The sequence below is a fragment of the Mesorhizobium sp. M2A.F.Ca.ET.043.05.1.1 genome, from assembly GCF_003952445.1.
Taxonomy (GTDB): domain Bacteria; phylum Pseudomonadota; class Alphaproteobacteria; order Rhizobiales; family Rhizobiaceae; genus Mesorhizobium.
In genome coordinates this window covers 5,932,427-5,949,442 of the sequence record NZ_CP034446.1, presented here as the reverse complement: position 1 = coordinate 5,949,442, position 17,016 = coordinate 5,932,427, and the positions used below count along the sequence as shown (strand labels likewise).

Here is a 17,016-nt window from a genome sequence, read left to right as displayed (position 1 = left end):
GGGAGCAGCGCCCTCGCGCTCATAGCAGGACGCGAGACTTCGGCCAAATTTTGTTTCAAGCCGTTGCAAATGAAAAAGGCGGCCCTGAGGCCGCCTTTGATTCTTGCGATGTTGTATTTTTGCCGCCTGTGGCGTCGCGCCAAGCGGCGGCCACGGGCCTGGTTATCAGGAACCGGCGCCCGACAGCGTGGTGACGGCGCGGCGGTTTTGCGACCAGCAGGAGATGTCGTCGCAGACCGCGACCGGACGCTCCTTGCCGTAGGAGATGGTCTTCAGGCGGCTGGCGGAGACGCCCTTGGAAACCAGGAAGTCGCGGGTGGCGGCGGCGCGGCGGGCGCCCAGGGCCAGATTGTACTCACGCGTGCCGCGCTCGTCGGCATGGCCTTCGATGACGATGGCGTACTGGCGATACTGGTTGAGCCACTGCGCCTGGCGCGCCAGCGTGGTCTGCGCGTCAGCGCGGATCGACGAGGAGTCGGTGTCGAAGAAGATGCGGTCGCCGATGTTGACGGTGAAGTCCTGCGCGGAACCCGGCGTGGCGGCGCCGGCGCCGTTGAGTCCAAGATCGGCCGCGCTGTTCGGCGTCTTCTTCGAGGCGCAACCGGTGATGGCGAGAGCCGCCACCAACGCGATCATCGCCGGGTTTCTGGTAAGTGCTGCGATACGGCCCATGCCGCCCTCTCCTTAGCATTCGAGTGATTTCGTTGATCACCCAGTAACCACGTTTGGGTTAACCGGCATTCAAGAAACACGGTTAATTTTTGGTTTCGGCCGCCGTCCTCGGCCGTTACGCATCCACGCATTTACCAAGATCGACAATGCGCGCGGACCGTAGGCGGAAATGCGGCCAAAACGCGACCAAGACGTGGAAAATGGCACTAAGAATTGAGAGCCGGGGCTTTCTCGATTCCTCAGTTCTTCAATTCCTCAGTTCTTCAGTTCCTACTCAAGCAGCGGCGACCAAGCTGGGTCCGAAGCATAGTTCGCGGTTGGGATCGGCTGCTCGTTGCGGCCGGTGAGATCGACCGAGACCAGCTTGGGGCCGCCGCCGGAGTCGCGGAAGAACATCAGCACGCGGCCGTTCGGCGCCCAGGTCGGGCCCTCCTGCTGGAAGCCGGAGGACAGGATGCGCTCACCCGAGCCGTCGGTCTTCATGACGCCGATCTGGAATTCACCGCCGCTCTGCTTGGTGAAGGCGATCAGATCGCCGCGCGGCGACCAGACCGGCGTCGAATAAACGCCGTCGCCAAAGGAGATGCGGTGCGGATTCGAGCCGTCGCCACCCATGACGTAGATCTGCGAGCGGCCGCTGCCGCCGCCGCGGTCGGAGGTGAAGACGACCTGCGAGCCGTCCGGCGAATAGGACGGCGAGGTGTCGATCGCAGTCGAATCGGTGAGCCGCGTGGTCGAGCGGCTCCTCAGGTCCATGGCGAAGATGTTGGAATTGCCGTCGTCGCGCAGCAGGCTCATGATCACCTTCTGGCCGTCGGGCGAGAAGCGCGGCGCAAACGTCATGCCCGGGAAATTGCCGACCAGCTCGCGCTGCCCAGTCTCGATCTGCAAAAGATAGACCTTCGGCTGTCCGCTCTCATAGGACATGTAGGTGATTTCCTGCCGGTTCGGCGAGAAGCGCGGCGTCAGCACGATCGCGCGGCCGTCCGACAGATAGCGCACATTGGCGCCGTCCTGGTCCATGATGGCGAGCCGCTTCTTGCGCGCGTTCTTGGCGCCGGATTCGTCGACAAAGACGACGCGTGTATCGAAATAGCCTTTCTCGCCGGTGATCTTCTCGTAGATCGCATCGGCGATGATGTGGGCGACACGGCGCTGATTGGCGTCGTTGGCGAAAAACTGCTCTCCGGCCAGTTGCTGGTTGCCGAAAATATCCCACAGCCGGTACTGGGCGCGGATGCGGCCGTCCGCCTCCTTGCTGACGCTGCCGGTCACCAGCGCCTGCGCGTTGATGACTTTCCAGTCTTCATAACGGGGCGCGGCATCCGGATTGGTGATCTTTTCAACAAAAGCGGCCTTGTCGATCGGCGCGAACAGCCCCGACCGTTTCAGGTCGGCTGTCACGATCTCCGATATCTGCGGACCAAGCCCTCCCTGGAAATCAGGGATGGCGATTGGCATCGGCTCGACATTGCCTTTGTTGACGTTCAGCTCAAGAGTTGCCTGAGCGGGCAAGGTGGTGACAGAACTTATGCCTGCCGCCATCGCGGCGACCATCAGGAGCGGCTTGAGGATGGATTTCATGTCTTCTCGCTTCTCTTGCTGATTTTTTTGGGTGCTCAGGCTACAGGCCAAGCATCGCTCTTGGATCGAAGTTGACGCGAACGTCAGACCAGATGTCCTGCTTTCCGGCGGGAACCTGCAGACCTGCGACATCGCATTTCTGCACGGCGCGAACCGCGCTGGCGTCGAACTGGGGGTTGCCGCTGGACTTCTCGACGGTCGGGCGGCCCTCGAGCTTGCCGGAGGCATTCAGGTTGAAACGGATGACCACGGTGAAGTTTTCGGAGCCCTCGAGGCCAACCGGAAGGGTCCAGCAACCGCCGAGCTGATCCTCCAAAGCCCCTTGCTCCGACTTGGAAAGCTTCTGGCCCTGATCCTTCTCGCCGCCCAGCGAAGCCTGCTGCGTCGAGCGCTTGGCGCCGCCGCCGGACGGCTTCTGCTTGTCGAGCAGCGCGGTTATCTCGTCGGCGTTGAACTGCTTCTCGTCCGACTTCTTCTTGGAAGACGCTTCCTTCACCGGCTTTTCCGCGTCCTTGCGATCAGGCGCCTTGGCGCTCTCGGCCTGGGCAGGCTGCGGCTGCGGCTTCGGCCGTGCTTCCGGCGCGGGGGCTGAATCCGGCAGCTTCGCCTCATCCGTCGGCTGGTCCTGCGAGATCGCCTCGGCCACCGCGTCCGGCTTGACCTCTTCCTTCTGGATGGCCGCGGTCTTGTCGGGCGTCGGCGCTTCCTTCGCCGGCGTCGGCTTCGGCTCCGTCTGCTTGACCGGCTCGGGCTTGACCTCTTCCTTCGGCGTCGGTGTCGGCGCGACTTCCGTCGCGGGCGTCGGCTTCGGCTTCTCCTGCGGCTTCGGCACGTCCTCGACCGCAGGCTTTTCGGTCGGCGTCGGCGCAGGCGGCGGCGCCGCCGTCTTCTCGACCGGCTTCGGCTTGGCTTCGTCCGTCACCGGCTTATCGGTGTCGACAGTGTTCTCGCCGACCTTCTGGGCATTGGGAACGACATCCGGCCGCTTCGTCGGAACGGGCGCCGGCTTGTCATGCATGACCGCCTTCTTGTCGCCCTGCAGGGTCTGGGCGATGGCCTCCATCGGCACGATATCGACGGCCACCGATTCCACGTCGCTGGCCGGCATGGCCGGTGGCGAGGACAGCGTGAACAGCCCGAAGGCCAGCGCCACCGCATGCAAGATCACCGATGAGGTGAGACCGGTCCGCATCTGGCGTCTACTGATCCTGTTCCTGCAGCGAGACCAGGCCGATATTCTTGTAGCCGGCCGCTGAAATGCGGGCCATGACCTTCATCGCCGTGCCGTAGTCGGTCGACTTGTCGCCGCGGATGAAGATGCGCTCGTCATAGCCGGTCTTGGAAATCGCCTGCAGCTTGGCCACCAGTTCCTCGATCGGGATCTCGGTTTCCTGCAGGAAAATCTTGCCGGCGGCGTCGATCGAGACGGTGATCGGCTGCGTATCGACATTCATCGCCTTGGCCTGCGTGTCCGGCAGATCGATCGGAACCCCAACGGTCAGCAGCGGCGCCGCGACCATGAAGATGATCAGGAGCACCAGCATCACGTCGACCATCGGCGTGACGTTGATTTCGGACATCAGGCCATGGTGACGGCCACGGCGCCTGTGACCGCGTCCGCCTCGCCCAGATCCACTTGCGCCAGCAGCAGATATCCCCATGATCGTTCCTCAGGCCTTCTGCGCTACTTTTTCATCGATTTGGCGCGAGAGTATGGCGGAGAACTCGTCCGCGAACCCTTCCATGCGCATGCCGATCTTGTTCGCGTCCGATGACAGCTTGTTGTAGGCGATAACCGCCGGAATGGCCGCGAGCAGGCCGATCGCGGTCGCCAGCAGCGCCTCCGCGATGCCGGGCGCCACCACCGAAAGGCTGGTGTTCTTCGACGCGGCGATCGCCTGGAACGACGTCATGATGCCGATGACGGTGCCGAACAGGCCGATGAAGGGGGCGGCAGAGCCGGTGGTGGCGAGGAATCCGAGGCGTCCCTCCAGCCTTTCCATCTCGCGCGTCAGCGCCAGGTCCATCGCCTTGTCGATGCGGGTCTGCAGCGCCAGCGGCGACTTCGCGCCCTTTTCGAAGCTCTTCTTCCATTCGCGCATGGCGGCGACGAAGATCGCGCCCATGCCGGTGGTCTTGCGGTCGGCCAGCGTGCGGTAGAGGTCTTCGAGCGACTGCCCGGACCAGAAGACCTGCTCGAAGCGATTGAGGGCGAGGCGCATGCGGCTATAGGCGACGAGCTTGTCGATGATGATCGCCCAGGTCCAGATCGAGGCGCAAAGCAGGCCGATCATCACCAGCTTGACCACCCAGCCGGCCTGCATGAACAGGGCCCAGATCGACAAATGCGCTGCCGGATCGGCGAGTGCGATATTTTCCATCACTTAAGTCCTTAAGATTTTCCGGGCATCGCTGGCGGCTGGCCCATGGGCATCCCTTTGGTCCGATCGCGCGAAGCGTGAAGCTTGCGGGACACGCCCCGAATGCACCGTTTCGCGGCCTTTTCGAGGCAAATATTGGTGAAAGGAAGGCGCACGAATTGCGCCAATCTTCGCCAATTCCTTCATGAACCGTTATGGTTAAGGATGGGTTAGGATGTCAGGCGCGGCGCATTGCCGCGCTTGGCAGGCGACCAAGCAACAAGCGCCGCCGCAAGGGTATGCTGAGATTCAGGTCAGGCCGAGCCGAGAACGATGGCTTCCGAGAACCGGAGCGGAGCGTACTTGAAGTACGCGTGAGCACCGGAAGCGCAGGAAGCCATCATTCGCAGGCCGGCATCACCTGAATATCAGCGTACCCGGGGCATAAAAGCCGCAATCCACTCCTTCGGGAAGCGTTTCGGGCGCCCGCTTTCGCCGACGATCGCCGCTTCGACCTTCGCCTCGACCAGCACGTCGCCGCCGCGCTTCAGTTGTTGGCCCATGACGATGCGCGCGCCGGAGATACCGTCGGTGCGTGTGTCGATGGTCAGGATGTCGTCCATGCGCGCCGGCGAGCGGAAGTCGATCTCCATGCGCCGCACCACCCAGACGATGCGCTCGCCATGCTTGCCGTCCAGCAGCTCGGTGTGGTGGACGCCGGTCAGCCGCAGATAGTCGGAGCGGCCGCGCTCGAGGAACTCGAGATAGCGCGCATGGTAGACGACGCCGGAGAAATCGGTGTCGGCATAATAGACCCTCGCCATCAGCCGGTGGCCGAAATCCGTCAGCGCGCCGGAAAGCCCGGCACTGAGCGCCGCCGATTCACCATGATCGTCCATCGCGCTTTCCTTTTCTGACCTGAACAGGCAGGTGTTTTCGCGCGGGAACGGGATGGCACTGTTGGGCATGATGATCAAGAGCTTGATGGCGGCGCTGCTTGCGCTCGCCGCGCTGGCGCCGGCCGGGGCAGCGACGTTCTCGATGAAACGCGGCCTCAATCTCGATCAATGGGTCACATGGCCCACCGAGGACAAATGGAGCGATCGCCGGGCGATCCTGCCTTATCCGGAGTGGCGCAAATTCCTCAAGCAGGACGACCTCAAGGCGCTCAAGGATGCCGGTCTCGATTTCCTGCGCATGCCGGTCGATCCCTCGCCCTTTCTCTCGGATCGGACCGCGGCGCTTCGCGACGACCTCTATGCCAGCGTGCTCGAGTCGGCGCGCATGATCAACCGCGCCGGCCTGAAGGTGATCGTCGACCTGCATCTGATCCCCGCAGGCGGCAACCGCAACATCGGCATGGGCGAGGTGATGGACGACCCGGCCGTCTTCGATGCCTATGCCGAGGTCGTGCGCAACATGGCAAAAACGCTGGCCCGGGAAGATCCGAAGCAGGTCGCGCTGGAACTGATGAACGAGCCGATCGTCGACTGCGACGCGAACGGCACCAACCTTTGGCCCGACCGCCAGAAAAAGCTGTTCGCAGCCGCGCGAGCTTCCGCAACCAGGCTCACGCTGATCCTGACCGGCGGCTGCTATTCAAACGCGGAGTCCCTGGCCAGGATCGACCCCGGGACGATCCCCGACGACAACATCATCTGGACCTTCCATTCCTACGATCCGTTCCTTCTGACACACCAGGGCGCGACCTGGGCCGGCGATTTCATCCAATACGTCACCGGCCTGCCCTATCCGCTCACAGCCGTTCCCAAGCCGCAATTGGACGTGACGCTGGACACGATCCGCGATCGGATCAGGGCCGAGGCGCCCTGGGCGCGGCAGAGCGGCATGCTCGCCTATCTCGACGAACAGGTGGCAGCGATGGACAGTCCCGAAAAGCTGGCCGCCGTCATGGATGCGCCGTTCAGGACGGTCGACGCCTGGGCGAAGGCCAACGGCGTCAAGCCGCAGGATATCACGCTCGGCGAATTCGGCATGATCCGCAAGGAATACGGCAACGGCTTCGTCATGCCGGCCGCGTACCGCACCGCCTATGTGCGCGACATGATCGCCCGCGCCGAGGCGCATGGGTTCTCCTGGTCGGTGTGGAGCTATGGCGGCGCCTTCGGCGCCGTCGATGCCTTCGACGGTGAGAAGGCGGAGCCGGATGTGATGGATGCGATCAGGTCACTTCGGTAGGGCGTTGGAGGCAAACCAGTTCCTCGACAAAAGAAGTCTGAAAGGTTGCCTTTTCCATTCATGTCCGTGAAATCAGCGCAAACGCTGGAGATTGGTCGAGGCCGTCCCAACCTCGTCATTCTATGGCGGAGCAAGGAGCGAAGCGACGCGGCGCAGACCATAGAATCCATGCCGTGACTTGAAAGCGCCGCCACGGTGCTGGATTCGCTCCGTTGCACGCCTTGGCGAAGGTAACGGCATGGATTCCAGGGTCTTCGCGACGGAGCTTCGCTCCTGCTCCGCCCTGGAATGACGATCGCGATGGGCGTTTCGGCCAATCTCCAAGGCATGCAACCTGCCGACGCAAACTGAGCCGGCCGGTCAAAATCTCTGTGCTGGGGAGCTATCCTAAATCGATCTGCAATATCTCCGGCCGCACCCCGAAACGCAGCGGGGCGATGCTGAAGCCAAGACCGCCCGAGACGATCAGGTTGCGGTCGTTCTCGACGACATGGCCATAGGCGTAGCGATTGCCATAGGCGGAAGGCACGACCGGCGAATAGCCGAACAGCCGCACCTGTCCGCCATGTGTGTGACCGGACAGCGTCAGCGATACCCGCCACGGCACCTTTGGAAAGATGTCCGGCTCATGCGCAAGCAGGATGATGGGATCGCTGTCGCCGACCTTGGCCAGAGTGCCGGGAAGATCGTCGAGGCCGGTAAGCCCCTCGCGACCCTTTGTTCTGTCCGGCAAGAGCGCAATCTGGTCGGCCAGCCCGGCAATCCAGAAGCCTTTGCCGTCCTTTTCCAGGCGCACGACATCGTTCTCCAGCACCGGTATGCCGACCGCCTCCAGCGCCTTGCGGGAAATTGTCGGCCCTGCCCCAGCCGCCTGTGCCGAGCGGTCCTCCCACCAGTCGTGATTGCCGAGGATCGAGAACACGCCGAGCGGCGCCTTCAGCCCGGAGAGCGCCGGCGCCCATTCGGATGCGTTCACCCAGCCGGTCACCATGCGGGTTCCCGCAGGGTAGTCGCCAAGCATGACGATGACGTCCGGCTGCAGCGCATTGGCCTGCTCGGCCAGCGCCGCGATCCGCTCCGGCGTCATCCAGGGCCGGCAGGCATGGATGTCGGCCAGCGCCACGACCCGCAGCTTGAGGCCGGCCGGCCAATGCGGCGGCGTCAGCGCGTAGCGCTTTACATGGGTGAGCAGCATCGGCTCGATGCCGACCGCATAGGCGCCGAGCGACACCATGGCCAAGGCCGAGCCGCCGACAAGGCGCAGGAAACCGCGTCTGGTGATCATGGAACGGCCCAAGCCCGTTGGGATTTTGTCAGGAAGCTGCCTTAAAGGCGGCAATTGCGCCCTCAGCTGGGCCAAGGCGCGCAGATTCTGCGCAGATCGGCCCCTTGCTTGGCCGAGCGGCGAACAAATCTGCGTTACTCTTCCTGGAACAGGCTGATCTGCTGCTGGGCGATATCCTTTGGCGGGTCGAGCCCCAGATGCCGCCAGGCATTGGCGGTCAGCACGCGCCCGCGCGGCGTGCGCTGGATGAAGCCCTGCTGGATGAGATAGGGCTCGATGATGTCCTCGATCGCGTCGCGCGGCTCGGAGAGCCCCGCCGCGATCGTCTCGATGCCGACCGGCCCGCCGCCGAAATTGCGTGCGATCATCGACAGATAGCGGCGGTCGAGCGCGTCGAGGCCGAGCGCGTCGACCTCCAGCCTGGTCAGCGCCTCGTCGGCGATCTTGCGGTCGACATGCGCAGCGCCCGCGACGCTGGCGAAATCGCGCACCCGGCGCAGCAGCCGGCCGGCGATGCGCGGCGTGCCGCGTGCGCGACGCGCGATCTCCACCGCCCCGTCGTCGCCGAGTGGCATCGAGAGTATCCGGGCGCCGCGGCGCACGATCTGCTCCAGCTCCTCGACCGTGTAGAAATTGAGCCGCACCGGAATGCCGAACCGGTCGCGCAGCGGATTGGTCAAGAGCCCGAGCCGGGTTGTCGCCGCGACCAAGGTGAAACGGGCAAGGTCGATCTTGACCGAGCGCGCCGCCGGCCCCTCGCCGATGATCAGGTCGAGCTGAAAATCCTCCATCGCCGGATAGAGGATCTCCTCGACCGCCGGGTTGAGGCGATGGATCTCATCGATGAAGAGGACGTCGCGCTCCTCGAGATTGGTGAGCAGCGCGGCAAGGTCGCCGGCCTTGGCGATGACCGGGCCGGAGGTGGAGCGGAAGTTGACGCCGAGCTCGCGCGCCATGATCTGCGCCAGCGTCGTCTTGCCAAGCCCAGGCGGCCCGACGAACAGCACATGATCGAGCGCCTCGCCGCGAGCCTTGGCGGCATCGACGAAGACCTTGAGATTGGCGCGCACCGCCGCCTGGCCGACGAACTCGTCAAGCGACTGCGGCCGCAGCGTCTGGTCGGCATCCTCGCCGCGCTTGTCGGGGGCAATGAGGCGGGGCGAAAGGCTCATGCCGCTTTCCTGGCATAGGACCGGTGGCGGGACAAGCGCTGCATCACCGCGCCAGTTCCTTCAGGCCGAAGCGGATCAACTTCGAGGCATCCGCTCCCTCGCCGGCCGATTTCAGCGCCGCCGCGACCGCGTTCGCCGCTATGTCGCGCGAATAGCCGAGATTGACGAGCGCCGAGACTGCATCCGTGATCGGCGCGGCAGCGACGCCTTCGCCGAGTTCCTGCTTGAGGCCGATCGTGCCGGTCGCCGCGCCAGCATAGGCCGGGGCCTTGGTGCGCAATTCGGTGACGATGCGCTCGGCCACCTTCTTGCCCACGCCGGGCGCGCGGGAAACCATGGCGATATCGCGCAGCGCGATCGCATTGGCGAGGTCGGCCGGCGCCAGCGTCGACAGCACCGCCAACGCCACCTTGGCGCCGACGCCCTGCACATTGTTCATCAAAAGCCGGAACCACTCGCGCTCCAGCCCCGTCTGAAAGCCGTAGAGCCGGATCATGTCCTCGCGCACATAGGTCTCGATGAAAAGCACCACTGCCTCGCCGGGCGACGGCAGCGCGGCAAGCGTGCGCGTCGAGCAATGGGCGACATAGCCGACGCCATGCACGTCGACGACGCAGCTATCCTCGTCGATCTCGTCCAGCGTGCCTTTCAGCTTGCCGATCATGATTTTCCCCTCACCCCGCAACCGCCATCCGATAGGCGACACTCGGGCGGTGATGCGCATGGCAGATGGCGATGGCAAGCGCGTCGGCGGCGTCGTCGGTGTCGAAGACCGCCTTCGGCATCAGCACCTTCACCATCATATGGATCTGCTTCTTCTCGCCATGACCGACGCCGATCACCGCCTTCTTGACCGCATTGGGCGCGTATTCGGCGACCAACAGCCCGGCGCGCGCCGGCACCAGCATGGCGATGCCGCGCGCCTGGCCGAGTTTCAGCGTCGCCGTCGCATCCTTGTTGACGAAGGTCTGTTCGACCGCGGCCTCATGCGGCATCGCCTGATGCAGCACCTCGGCCAGCCCGTCATGCAATTGGCAGAGCCGCGTCGCGAGCGGCGCCTTGTCATCCGAGCGCACGGTGCCGGACGCGACGAAGCGCAGCGAATTGCCGCGGCTATCGATGATGCCCCACCCGGTGCGCCTCAGGCCCGGATCGATGCCGATGATGCGAATCGCTTCCCCCATGCGCCAAGTTTAACCTCGGCGGCAAGCGATGCCAGCGAAATGTGAACAAACCGGAAACGGTCGCGATCCCAAGATCGCGTCCGAAAATCCCGTTGAGCGGCCGATGGCGGCCTGCCTGCTTAAAGCATGTCTCCCGAAAGTGGGAACCGGTTTCGGGATAAAGACATGCGTAAAATGAAAGACTAAAGCGCATGGAGCGAATCCGAAGGATCGCGACGCGCTTTAGAACCTAGTTCGTCACGCGACGGATGGTTTTCGACAGCCGCGTGAGGACCGCCGGCCGGGACGACGCGACCAGCTTCCATGCCAGCACCGCATTGCCCATGCGCCGCGGCAGGATTCCGATGCACAGGAACCAGGCCGCCAGGGCAGCCCGCCGCCGCCAGGATGCGTTCATTTCCAGGCTGGCGGCGGCGCCCGCTCTTGCCAGCCCCAGCCGGGAGTCGGTCGCAACCGGATGCTGGGGCTCGTCGACGCAGAGCGAGGCCAGCCGTTCTTCCAGATGAACCGGATCGCGAAGGCCGGCATCCGGCGGCATGGTCAAGCCGATCTCGGCCGCCCGGCCGGACAGGGCTTCGAGGCGCCGGAAGTCATGCTGCATGCGCCAGCGCGCCCGCTCGGCAAGCTTTTCGGCGAAGACCGAATGGTTGGAGCCGTGGATGCGGTAGGCGCCAAGGCAGGTGTCGATGGATTTCACTTCTCCGTGAAGCGGCGCCAGTGTCGCCAGATAGCCATCGGCGCCTTGCCGGAAATCGCTTTCAGGCATGGGCATTATCGGTTCCAGCGCCTCGCGGTCGAACGCCAGCCCGCTTGTCACCGTCGTACGGTAGCGCCCCTTGCGCAACAATTCCGGCACGACGTCGCCTGAATCGAACGGCTGTTCGGGAGGGGGAAAGACATCCTTGATCTCCTGGTCCTCATCAACCAGATGCAGCCGGAATTGCGCCTGGGCGACATCCGTATCCCACTCGTCCAGGATCTCGGAGACCGCGTTCGGATAGAGATAATCGTCGGCGTCCAGGAAAAGGATGATCTCCCCGGTGCTCGCCTCGAATCCGGTGTTGAATGCTGCGCCATGCCCGCCATTCCTGCGCCTCAGGCACGGGCGGATCTTGTCGCCATAGGATTCGATGACGGCCACCGACGCATCGGTCGAAGCGTCGTCGACGACCACGACCTCGACATTTCGGTGGTCCTGCTCCAACGCGCTGTCGATGGCGCGCCCGAGAAACTGTTCGTAATTGTAGTTGGGGATGATGATCGATACCGGAATGCGGTCCAATGGCGAATGCACGGGATCAAGCCTCGCAATCTGCTTTGGTCACAGTGACGGTGATTTTCTTGCAAATCCGGCTCGGGTCGACCCGGCTGCGGCGAACGGCTCCAACTAGGGGCCTATCGCTTCCAGGCAAGGGTATTTCTTCCCGCGAAGGCTAGCACGGCCTTCAACGCGCCGAAGGCTGCTGCCGCAATATCGAAAAGCGGCTGAAGGCCAGAGGCGCTTGATTGCGCTGATCACGGCTCGATGGGGGAAGCCGCCGGCGCTATCTCAGCGTTTGTTGCAAACGCTGTGTCAGCCGCGCGCGAACGCCGTGTTCAAAAGGCTGATCTGGTCGGAAACCGGATTGGCCCGGCGACTGGGCGCGTGCGTCTCGGCCACGACACCGCCATAGATTTCCTCATCCATGCGCCGTACCAGCGCCTGCAGGCGCAGCGAGCGCGTCACCAGATCGAGAAATTCCTTCGGCAGCTCGTTCCAGCCAAGCGCCTCGTCATGCGCCGACGCGGTATCCAGCCGCACCTTGGATTTCTCCGAGGCCACCTGGTCGCGCGTCATTTCGCCGGAATTCGCCGCGCGCTGCAGCAAAAGCCAGGAGGCGACCTGCATCAGCCTTGTGGTCAGCCGCATCGATTCCGCCGCATAGAGGGTCGCGGCCGTGCGCGACAATTTCTTGGCCTCGAGCCTGCCCTTGCCATCGAGATACTCGGCGGCCTGCTCGACCAGCCCCATGCCTTCCTGGTAGAGCGGCTTGAAGGATTGGGAGAAAACCCGGCGCTCCGCCAGTTTGATGGTTTTCGCGCTGCCCTTCGAAGGCTCGTTCATCGATACGCCCCTGCACTGCCGCCAGCCGATTCGACTATCCTTGCCGACGTGGCCAGCACCCTTAAATGACTGAGGCTTGAAAATGCGCTTCGATGCCCATGAAGGCAAGCGCATGTTTAACAAACGGTTAACGCCGGCTGCTTTGGAGCCGGCCGCCTGCCGACAAAAAAAGAGCCGCGGATAAGGCGGCTCTCAGGAGTTTAACAGGGAGGCGTCAAACAAAGTGGCTCCAACCACTCGGTAAGAATCCAGCAAAACTGGATGCGCATAGTAAACGCCTGTAAAGCTTAACGAACCCTTAACGCGGCGGCGATTTTTTAAGCGAGCGCGCTTCCCTGTGCCGGAACAGGACAGCGGCTCCGCCGCTGGGCGTCTAAAACCGGATTTTCGAATGCCGATCGTGGCCGCCTGTAACATGCCCGCCGCTGCCGCGGCATCGTTCCGAAACACGCGCCACGCAAAAGCCCGCTCCTCTGAAGCGGCGCGCGAATCCTCGCCGCTTGAATCAGGCAGGATATCCGGGAGCAAACCATGGATTGGTATTCGATCGTCAAATTCCTTCACGTCGTTTCGGCTATCTTGTGGGTCGGCGGCGGCTTCGTGCTGTTCCTGCTCGGCGTGCTGGCCGAGCGTGCCGGCAACATCGAGGACAAGCTGCAGGCAATGCGCGCCAGCGGACAGCTCGGCGGCAGGTTCTTCGCGCCGATGTCGATGCTGACGCTGATCTTCGGTCTCGTCATGTGCGGCTTCTGGGTCGGCTTCGGCGAGCTGTGGATCGTCATCGGCCTCGTCGGCTATACCACGACGTTCTCGATCGGCATGCTGATCTTCAAGCCGACCGGCGAGCGCATGGGCGCCATGGTCGCCGAGCAGGGTGTGACGCCCGCCGTCCTTGCCATCGGCCAGCGCATGATGAGATGGGCGCGCCTCGATTATGCGGTGATGCTGGTGATCATCGCCGACATGGTGCTGAAGCCGACCCTGCACGACATCGGCATTCTTGCCGGCATGGCAATGGTGGTCGCGCTCGGCGCCGCACTCGCCTTCGGCGGCGGCCGCCAGCTGGTGCCGAGCGCCGCCTGAGCGTCGCGTTTTTTGGAGCGAGGCGGTTGGAAGGCCGCCTTGTTTCTACATCAAGCCGACTATGCCGTCCCACAGCAGCTTGACGGCGACCACCGCGACGGTGGCGTAGGTGAACGGATAGAAGATCTCCGGCCGCATGCGGCGTACCAGCCAGGCGCCGGCGATCGTCGACAGCGGCGCCAGCGGCATCAGCACCGCCGAGGCCGTCAGGTTGGCGGTGTCGAACTGGCCGAGCGCGAAATAGGGGATGAGCTTCAGCGCGTTGGTGGCGGCAAAGAAGATCGCCGAGGTTCCGGACAGCACTTTCGGGTCGAGCCGGATCGGCAGCGCATAGACCTGGAAGGGCGGACCGCCGACATGGGCGACGAAGCTGGTGAAGCCGGCGACCGTGCCCCAGAAGGCGGCGGCGATGCGGTTCGGCCCCGCCGCATGATCGGCGCCATGGCGGGACTGCAGGTAGAGCCAGCGCAGCACGAACACCAGCGCGACGGCGCCGACGATCAGCCGCACCATCTCCTCGGTCACCAAGGCGGCGGTCAGCCAACCGAGGCCGATGCCGATGACGGCGCCGGGCATCATGTCGACCAGCATCTTGCGATCATAGACGCCCCACCACGTCCACACCGAAACGATATCCATCAGGCACAGGATCGGCAGCAGGATGGCCGCTGCCTGGACCGGCGGGATGGTCAGCGCCATCAACGGCACACCGACGAAGCCGACGGCGCCGCCGAAGCCGCCTTTCGACAGGCCGACAAGGATCACCGCCGGGATGGCGGCGGCATAGAACCACGGATCGCTGAGCAGGCCTGACATCGGCAAGAAAAGTTGGAGAAGGCGGGGAGCCAAGCCATAGCGCAGAACGGCGCCGGCGGGATAGTCATTAATGCCGGCATCCGCTATTGCCGACCAATCGGGACGACCGTCCGCTCCGCCAGGGTCTGCAGTCGGTCGGCCCGCCATCTCGGAGTGTTGAAATGAGCGCCATCAGCATTCGCCGTGCACGTGAAGCCGACATTGCGGTCATCGTCGCAATGCTTGCCGACGATGCGCTGGGCCGCGCCCGTGAAGACGCAAGCCTGCCGCTGGCGCAACCCTATCTGGACGCCTTCGCGGCGATAGACCGCGATCCGAACCAGTTGCTCGCGGTGATTACCTATGGCGACGACGTCATCGGCACGCTCCAGCTCACTTTCCTCGCCGGCCTATCGCAGCGCGGCGCATGGCGCGGCCAGATCGAGGCCGTGCGCGTCGCGTCCACCCGGCGCGGCGAAGGCCTGGGACAGCGCCTGTTGGAATGGGCGATCGACAAATGCCGCGAGCGCGGCTGCCGGGTCGTGCAACTGACGACGAACAAGAGCCGGACGGATGCGCATCGCTTCTATGAGCGCCTTGGCTTCAAGGCCAGCCATATCGGCTACAAGCTTGAACTCTAGAGCAATTCCAGGAGAGGTATGAGCGGTTTTCCGTCCGGAATTGCGTAAAAACAAGGAGATAGCGCGTTTCGCCGTTTCCGCGCAACGGTGAAATGCACTAGCGATTGGCCGCTGGCTGTCGGCAATTGCGGCGGCTGCCCTACATTTTGTCCGGTCCCGGGTCGCCACCGGCGGCGGTGATTGAGAGCCGATCCAGATAGTGCGTCCAGCCCTTCTCGTGGCTGTCGCAAATCTCTCGGTCGGCAAGGCCGCTATGGGTGAGCTTGACCCGCGTCCCGCCCGGCTCTTCGACCAGATCGATTTCGACGAGGCTCGAACCGGGTGGCGTCCGATCGTTGCCCTGCCAGCCGAAGCTGTAGGCAAGGCGGTGGACGGGTATGACCTCGGTGAATTGGCCGCGAGCCGTGGCTCTTCCTCCCAAATTCAGCAGATAGAGACCGCCAGGGCTGGGTTCCGCCGTTGCCTCCGTTCCCATCCAGCGCACAATCTTGTCCGGATCTGTCAGGAAGGCGAAGACTGTCGCTGGCGGCGCCGCGATCTGTACCTCGCGACGAACGATCAAGGGTTCAGCCATCGAAACCTCCCGGGTTTGCGCGCCAACGCGGCTCGCCTGGCAGGTGGCGCCGGGCCAGCGCTTTCGATTCGAAGCCAAATCGCCCTGCCGTTCAACTAAAATCTCGTTGGGTCGATTCGCGCTGGTGACAGCGACGGAACGCCGAAGCATGATCATATCGATGCGGCTTTCTTCAACTTTCGCCTGGCTGGTCGACAGCGCCGGCGGCGCCATCCAGCCGGATGATTTTCTGGCCACGCTCGGCGCGCGGCTGGTTGACGACGGGTTGCCGCTCGTCGGTGGAGCCCTGACGCTCGCCGCGCCGCATCCGATCATAACGCGCCGCGCCTGGCTGTGGCAGGCGCAGACAGGCGTCGTCATGGAGGCGCTGGGTTTTGGCGCCGGCATGATGCCTGGAACCGGACAGGCAGATCTCGGACGCGAATGGCTGGCGGGACTGGGAACCGGTGTCGTGCACGATTACACGGTTGGTCCCAAGCGCGAGGATGCGCAATCGGGGAATCCAAAACTGAACTGGGCCGCGGCACGCCCTCTCGCGGAGCACGAATCGAAAACACTGGACCAGGTGGCGCGCTTCGCCGTGGCGCCGCTTGCCGCTCTCGCCGCTAGGTCGACGCTGTCGGCCCTGCTTGAGGCCTATCTTGGGCAACGCAGCGCGGCGCAGGTGTTGGCCGGCCGTTCGCGGCGCGAGGTTGGCGAGACAATCCGCGCGGTCCTGCTCTACAGCGATTTGCGCGACTTTACCGCCCTGTCGGAAGAGACGGACGCCGAGCAGGTCGTGGCGGCGCTCAACGCCAGCTTCGATCGCATCGCCGGCGCCGTTCACGCGTTTGGCGGCGAGGTGCTGAAATTCATCGGCGACGGCGTGCTGGCGATCTTTCCTGTCGGCGAGCGCTCGGTCTCAGAGGCTTGCGAGGCGGCGTTGCGCGCGGTCGCAGCGGCGCGGGCGGGGATGGCGCAGCTCAATCAGGTTCGTGCCGGACAAGGCATGCCCGAGCTGCAATTCGGCATGGCGCTGCACATCGGCGACATGGTGTGGGGCAATGTCGGCACAGCCGACCGTCTGGATTTCACCGCAATCGGCCCGGCCGTGAACCTCGTCAGCAGGCTCGAAGGCCTGTGTCGGCCGCTTGGACGGAGCGTCCTGATCTCCGGCGCTGTCGCCGCGGAAACCACGACGCCCTTGGTCCCGTTGGGCGAACACCAATTGCGTGGAATTGTCAGACCGTGCGCCGTCTTCAGCCTGCCGGACGGGTGATCCTGGAGCGGTTCGGCGTTTCCGCGAACCGGCTCTGTAAACGACGGAGCACGGCGATCCGCCGGCGTCCCCGCGCTCGACGATCCTGCTTCGCCCTCCTGTTCA

At 64.0% G+C, this 17,016-nt stretch carries 18 protein-coding genes; 4 read left to right on the top strand and 14 right to left on the bottom strand.

The genetic code is table 11. The features are described 5' to 3' along the window. Positions 1–165: 165 nt before the first annotated feature. The 6 genes from pal to ybgC form a co-directional block, all read right to left on the bottom strand. The gene (pal, locus tag EJ069_RS28645) at positions 166–672 is read right to left on the bottom strand and encodes a peptidoglycan-associated lipoprotein Pal (RefSeq protein ID WP_042645746.1); all 507 of its coding nucleotides are present in this window, start codon (positions 670–672) and stop codon (positions 166–168) included. Between the two features lie 270 nt (positions 673–942). Next, positions 943–2,256, bottom strand: a complete 1,314-nt coding sequence (tolB, locus tag EJ069_RS28640; protein ID WP_126064002.1) for a Tol-Pal system beta propeller repeat protein TolB — start codon at positions 2,254–2,256, stop codon at positions 943–945. Positions 2,257–2,296: 40 nt separating this feature from the next. After that, positions 2,297–3,448 (bottom strand): TonB family protein, encoded by a 1,152-nt coding sequence (locus tag EJ069_RS28635; RefSeq protein ID WP_126064001.1) that lies wholly within the window; start codon positions 3,446–3,448, stop codon positions 2,297–2,299. Between the two features lie 7 nt (positions 3,449–3,455). Further along, positions 3,456–3,917, bottom strand: a complete 462-nt coding sequence (gene tolR / locus EJ069_RS28630) for a protein TolR (protein ID WP_126064000.1) — start codon at positions 3,915–3,917, stop codon at positions 3,456–3,458. Between the two features lie 9 nt (positions 3,918–3,926). Further along, positions 3,927–4,637 (bottom strand): protein TolQ, encoded by a 711-nt coding sequence (gene tolQ / locus EJ069_RS28625; RefSeq protein ID WP_126063999.1) that lies wholly within the window; start codon positions 4,635–4,637, stop codon positions 3,927–3,929. Between the two features lie 407 nt (positions 4,638–5,044). Continuing rightward, the gene (gene ybgC / locus EJ069_RS28620) at positions 5,045–5,515 is read right to left on the bottom strand and encodes a tol-pal system-associated acyl-CoA thioesterase (protein ID WP_126063998.1); all 471 of its coding nucleotides are present in this window, start codon (positions 5,513–5,515) and stop codon (positions 5,045–5,047) included. Between the two features lie 52 nt (positions 5,516–5,567). On the opposite strand from ybgC, the gene EJ069_RS28615 reads away from it, so the two are divergent. After that, positions 5,568–6,815, top strand: coding sequence for a cellulase family glycosylhydrolase (locus tag EJ069_RS28615; RefSeq protein ID WP_126063997.1), 1,248 nt, complete (start codon positions 5,568–5,570; stop codon positions 6,813–6,815). A 382-nt stretch (positions 6,816–7,197) separates the two neighbouring features. Here the strand turns inward: EJ069_RS28615 and EJ069_RS28610 are convergent, their stop codons facing one another. The 6 genes from EJ069_RS28610 to EJ069_RS28585 form a co-directional block, all read right to left on the bottom strand. Then, a complete protein-coding gene (locus EJ069_RS28610) occupies positions 7,198–8,100 on the bottom strand; it encodes a metallophosphoesterase (RefSeq protein WP_126063996.1) in 903 nt (300 codons plus the stop codon). A 134-nt stretch (positions 8,101–8,234) separates the two neighbouring features. Then, entirely contained in the window at positions 8,235–9,272 is a 1,038-nt protein-coding gene (gene ruvB, locus EJ069_RS28605) for a Holliday junction branch migration DNA helicase RuvB (protein WP_126063995.1), read from the bottom strand. A 43-nt stretch (positions 9,273–9,315) separates the two neighbouring features. Further along, positions 9,316–9,936 carry a Holliday junction branch migration protein RuvA gene (ruvA, locus tag EJ069_RS28600; RefSeq protein ID WP_126063994.1) on the bottom strand — a complete coding sequence of 207 codons (621 nt, stop codon included), beginning with the start codon at positions 9,934–9,936 and terminating at the stop codon, positions 9,316–9,318. 10 nt (positions 9,937–9,946) lie between these two features. After that, positions 9,947–10,456: a crossover junction endodeoxyribonuclease RuvC gene (ruvC, locus tag EJ069_RS28595; RefSeq protein WP_126063993.1), complete on the bottom strand. Its 510-nt coding sequence runs from the start codon at positions 10,454–10,456 to the stop codon at positions 9,947–9,949. Between the two features lie 229 nt (positions 10,457–10,685). Next, positions 10,686–11,750: a glycosyltransferase family 2 protein gene (locus tag EJ069_RS28590; protein ID WP_126063992.1), complete on the bottom strand. Its 1,065-nt coding sequence runs from the start codon at positions 11,748–11,750 to the stop codon at positions 10,686–10,688. Positions 11,751–12,029: 279 nt separating this feature from the next. Continuing rightward, the gene (locus EJ069_RS28585; RefSeq protein WP_042645727.1) at positions 12,030–12,560 is read right to left on the bottom strand and encodes a DUF1465 family protein; all 531 of its coding nucleotides are present in this window, start codon (positions 12,558–12,560) and stop codon (positions 12,030–12,032) included. Positions 12,561–13,091: 531 nt separating this feature from the next. Between EJ069_RS28585 and EJ069_RS28580 the strand changes: the two genes are divergently transcribed. Next, positions 13,092–13,643, top strand: coding sequence for a DUF2269 family protein (locus EJ069_RS28580; RefSeq protein WP_126063991.1), 552 nt, complete (start codon positions 13,092–13,094; stop codon positions 13,641–13,643). Positions 13,644–13,688: 45 nt separating this feature from the next. On the opposite strand, the gene EJ069_RS28575 is transcribed toward EJ069_RS28580, so the two are convergent. Further along, complete coding sequence (locus EJ069_RS28575) at positions 13,689–14,459, bottom strand: sulfite exporter TauE/SafE family protein (protein ID WP_126063990.1); 771 nt, start codon at positions 14,457–14,459, stop codon at positions 13,689–13,691. Positions 14,460–14,620: 161 nt separating this feature from the next. On the opposite strand from EJ069_RS28575, the gene EJ069_RS28570 reads away from it, so the two are divergent. After that, the gene (locus EJ069_RS28570) at positions 14,621–15,079 is read left to right on the top strand and encodes a GNAT family N-acetyltransferase (RefSeq protein ID WP_126063989.1); all 459 of its coding nucleotides are present in this window, start codon (positions 14,621–14,623) and stop codon (positions 15,077–15,079) included. A 139-nt stretch (positions 15,080–15,218) separates the two neighbouring features. Here EJ069_RS28570 and EJ069_RS28565 read toward each other — a convergent pair whose 3' ends face one another. Next, positions 15,219–15,653 (bottom strand): SRPBCC domain-containing protein, encoded by a 435-nt coding sequence (locus EJ069_RS28565; RefSeq protein ID WP_126063988.1) that lies wholly within the window; start codon positions 15,651–15,653, stop codon positions 15,219–15,221. Between the two features lie 160 nt (positions 15,654–15,813). Between EJ069_RS28565 and EJ069_RS28560 the strand changes: the two genes are divergently transcribed. Then, positions 15,814–16,911 (top strand): adenylate/guanylate cyclase domain-containing protein, encoded by a 1,098-nt coding sequence (locus EJ069_RS28560; protein ID WP_126064900.1) that lies wholly within the window; start codon positions 15,814–15,816, stop codon positions 16,909–16,911. The last annotated feature ends 105 nt before the right edge of the window (positions 16,912–17,016 follow it).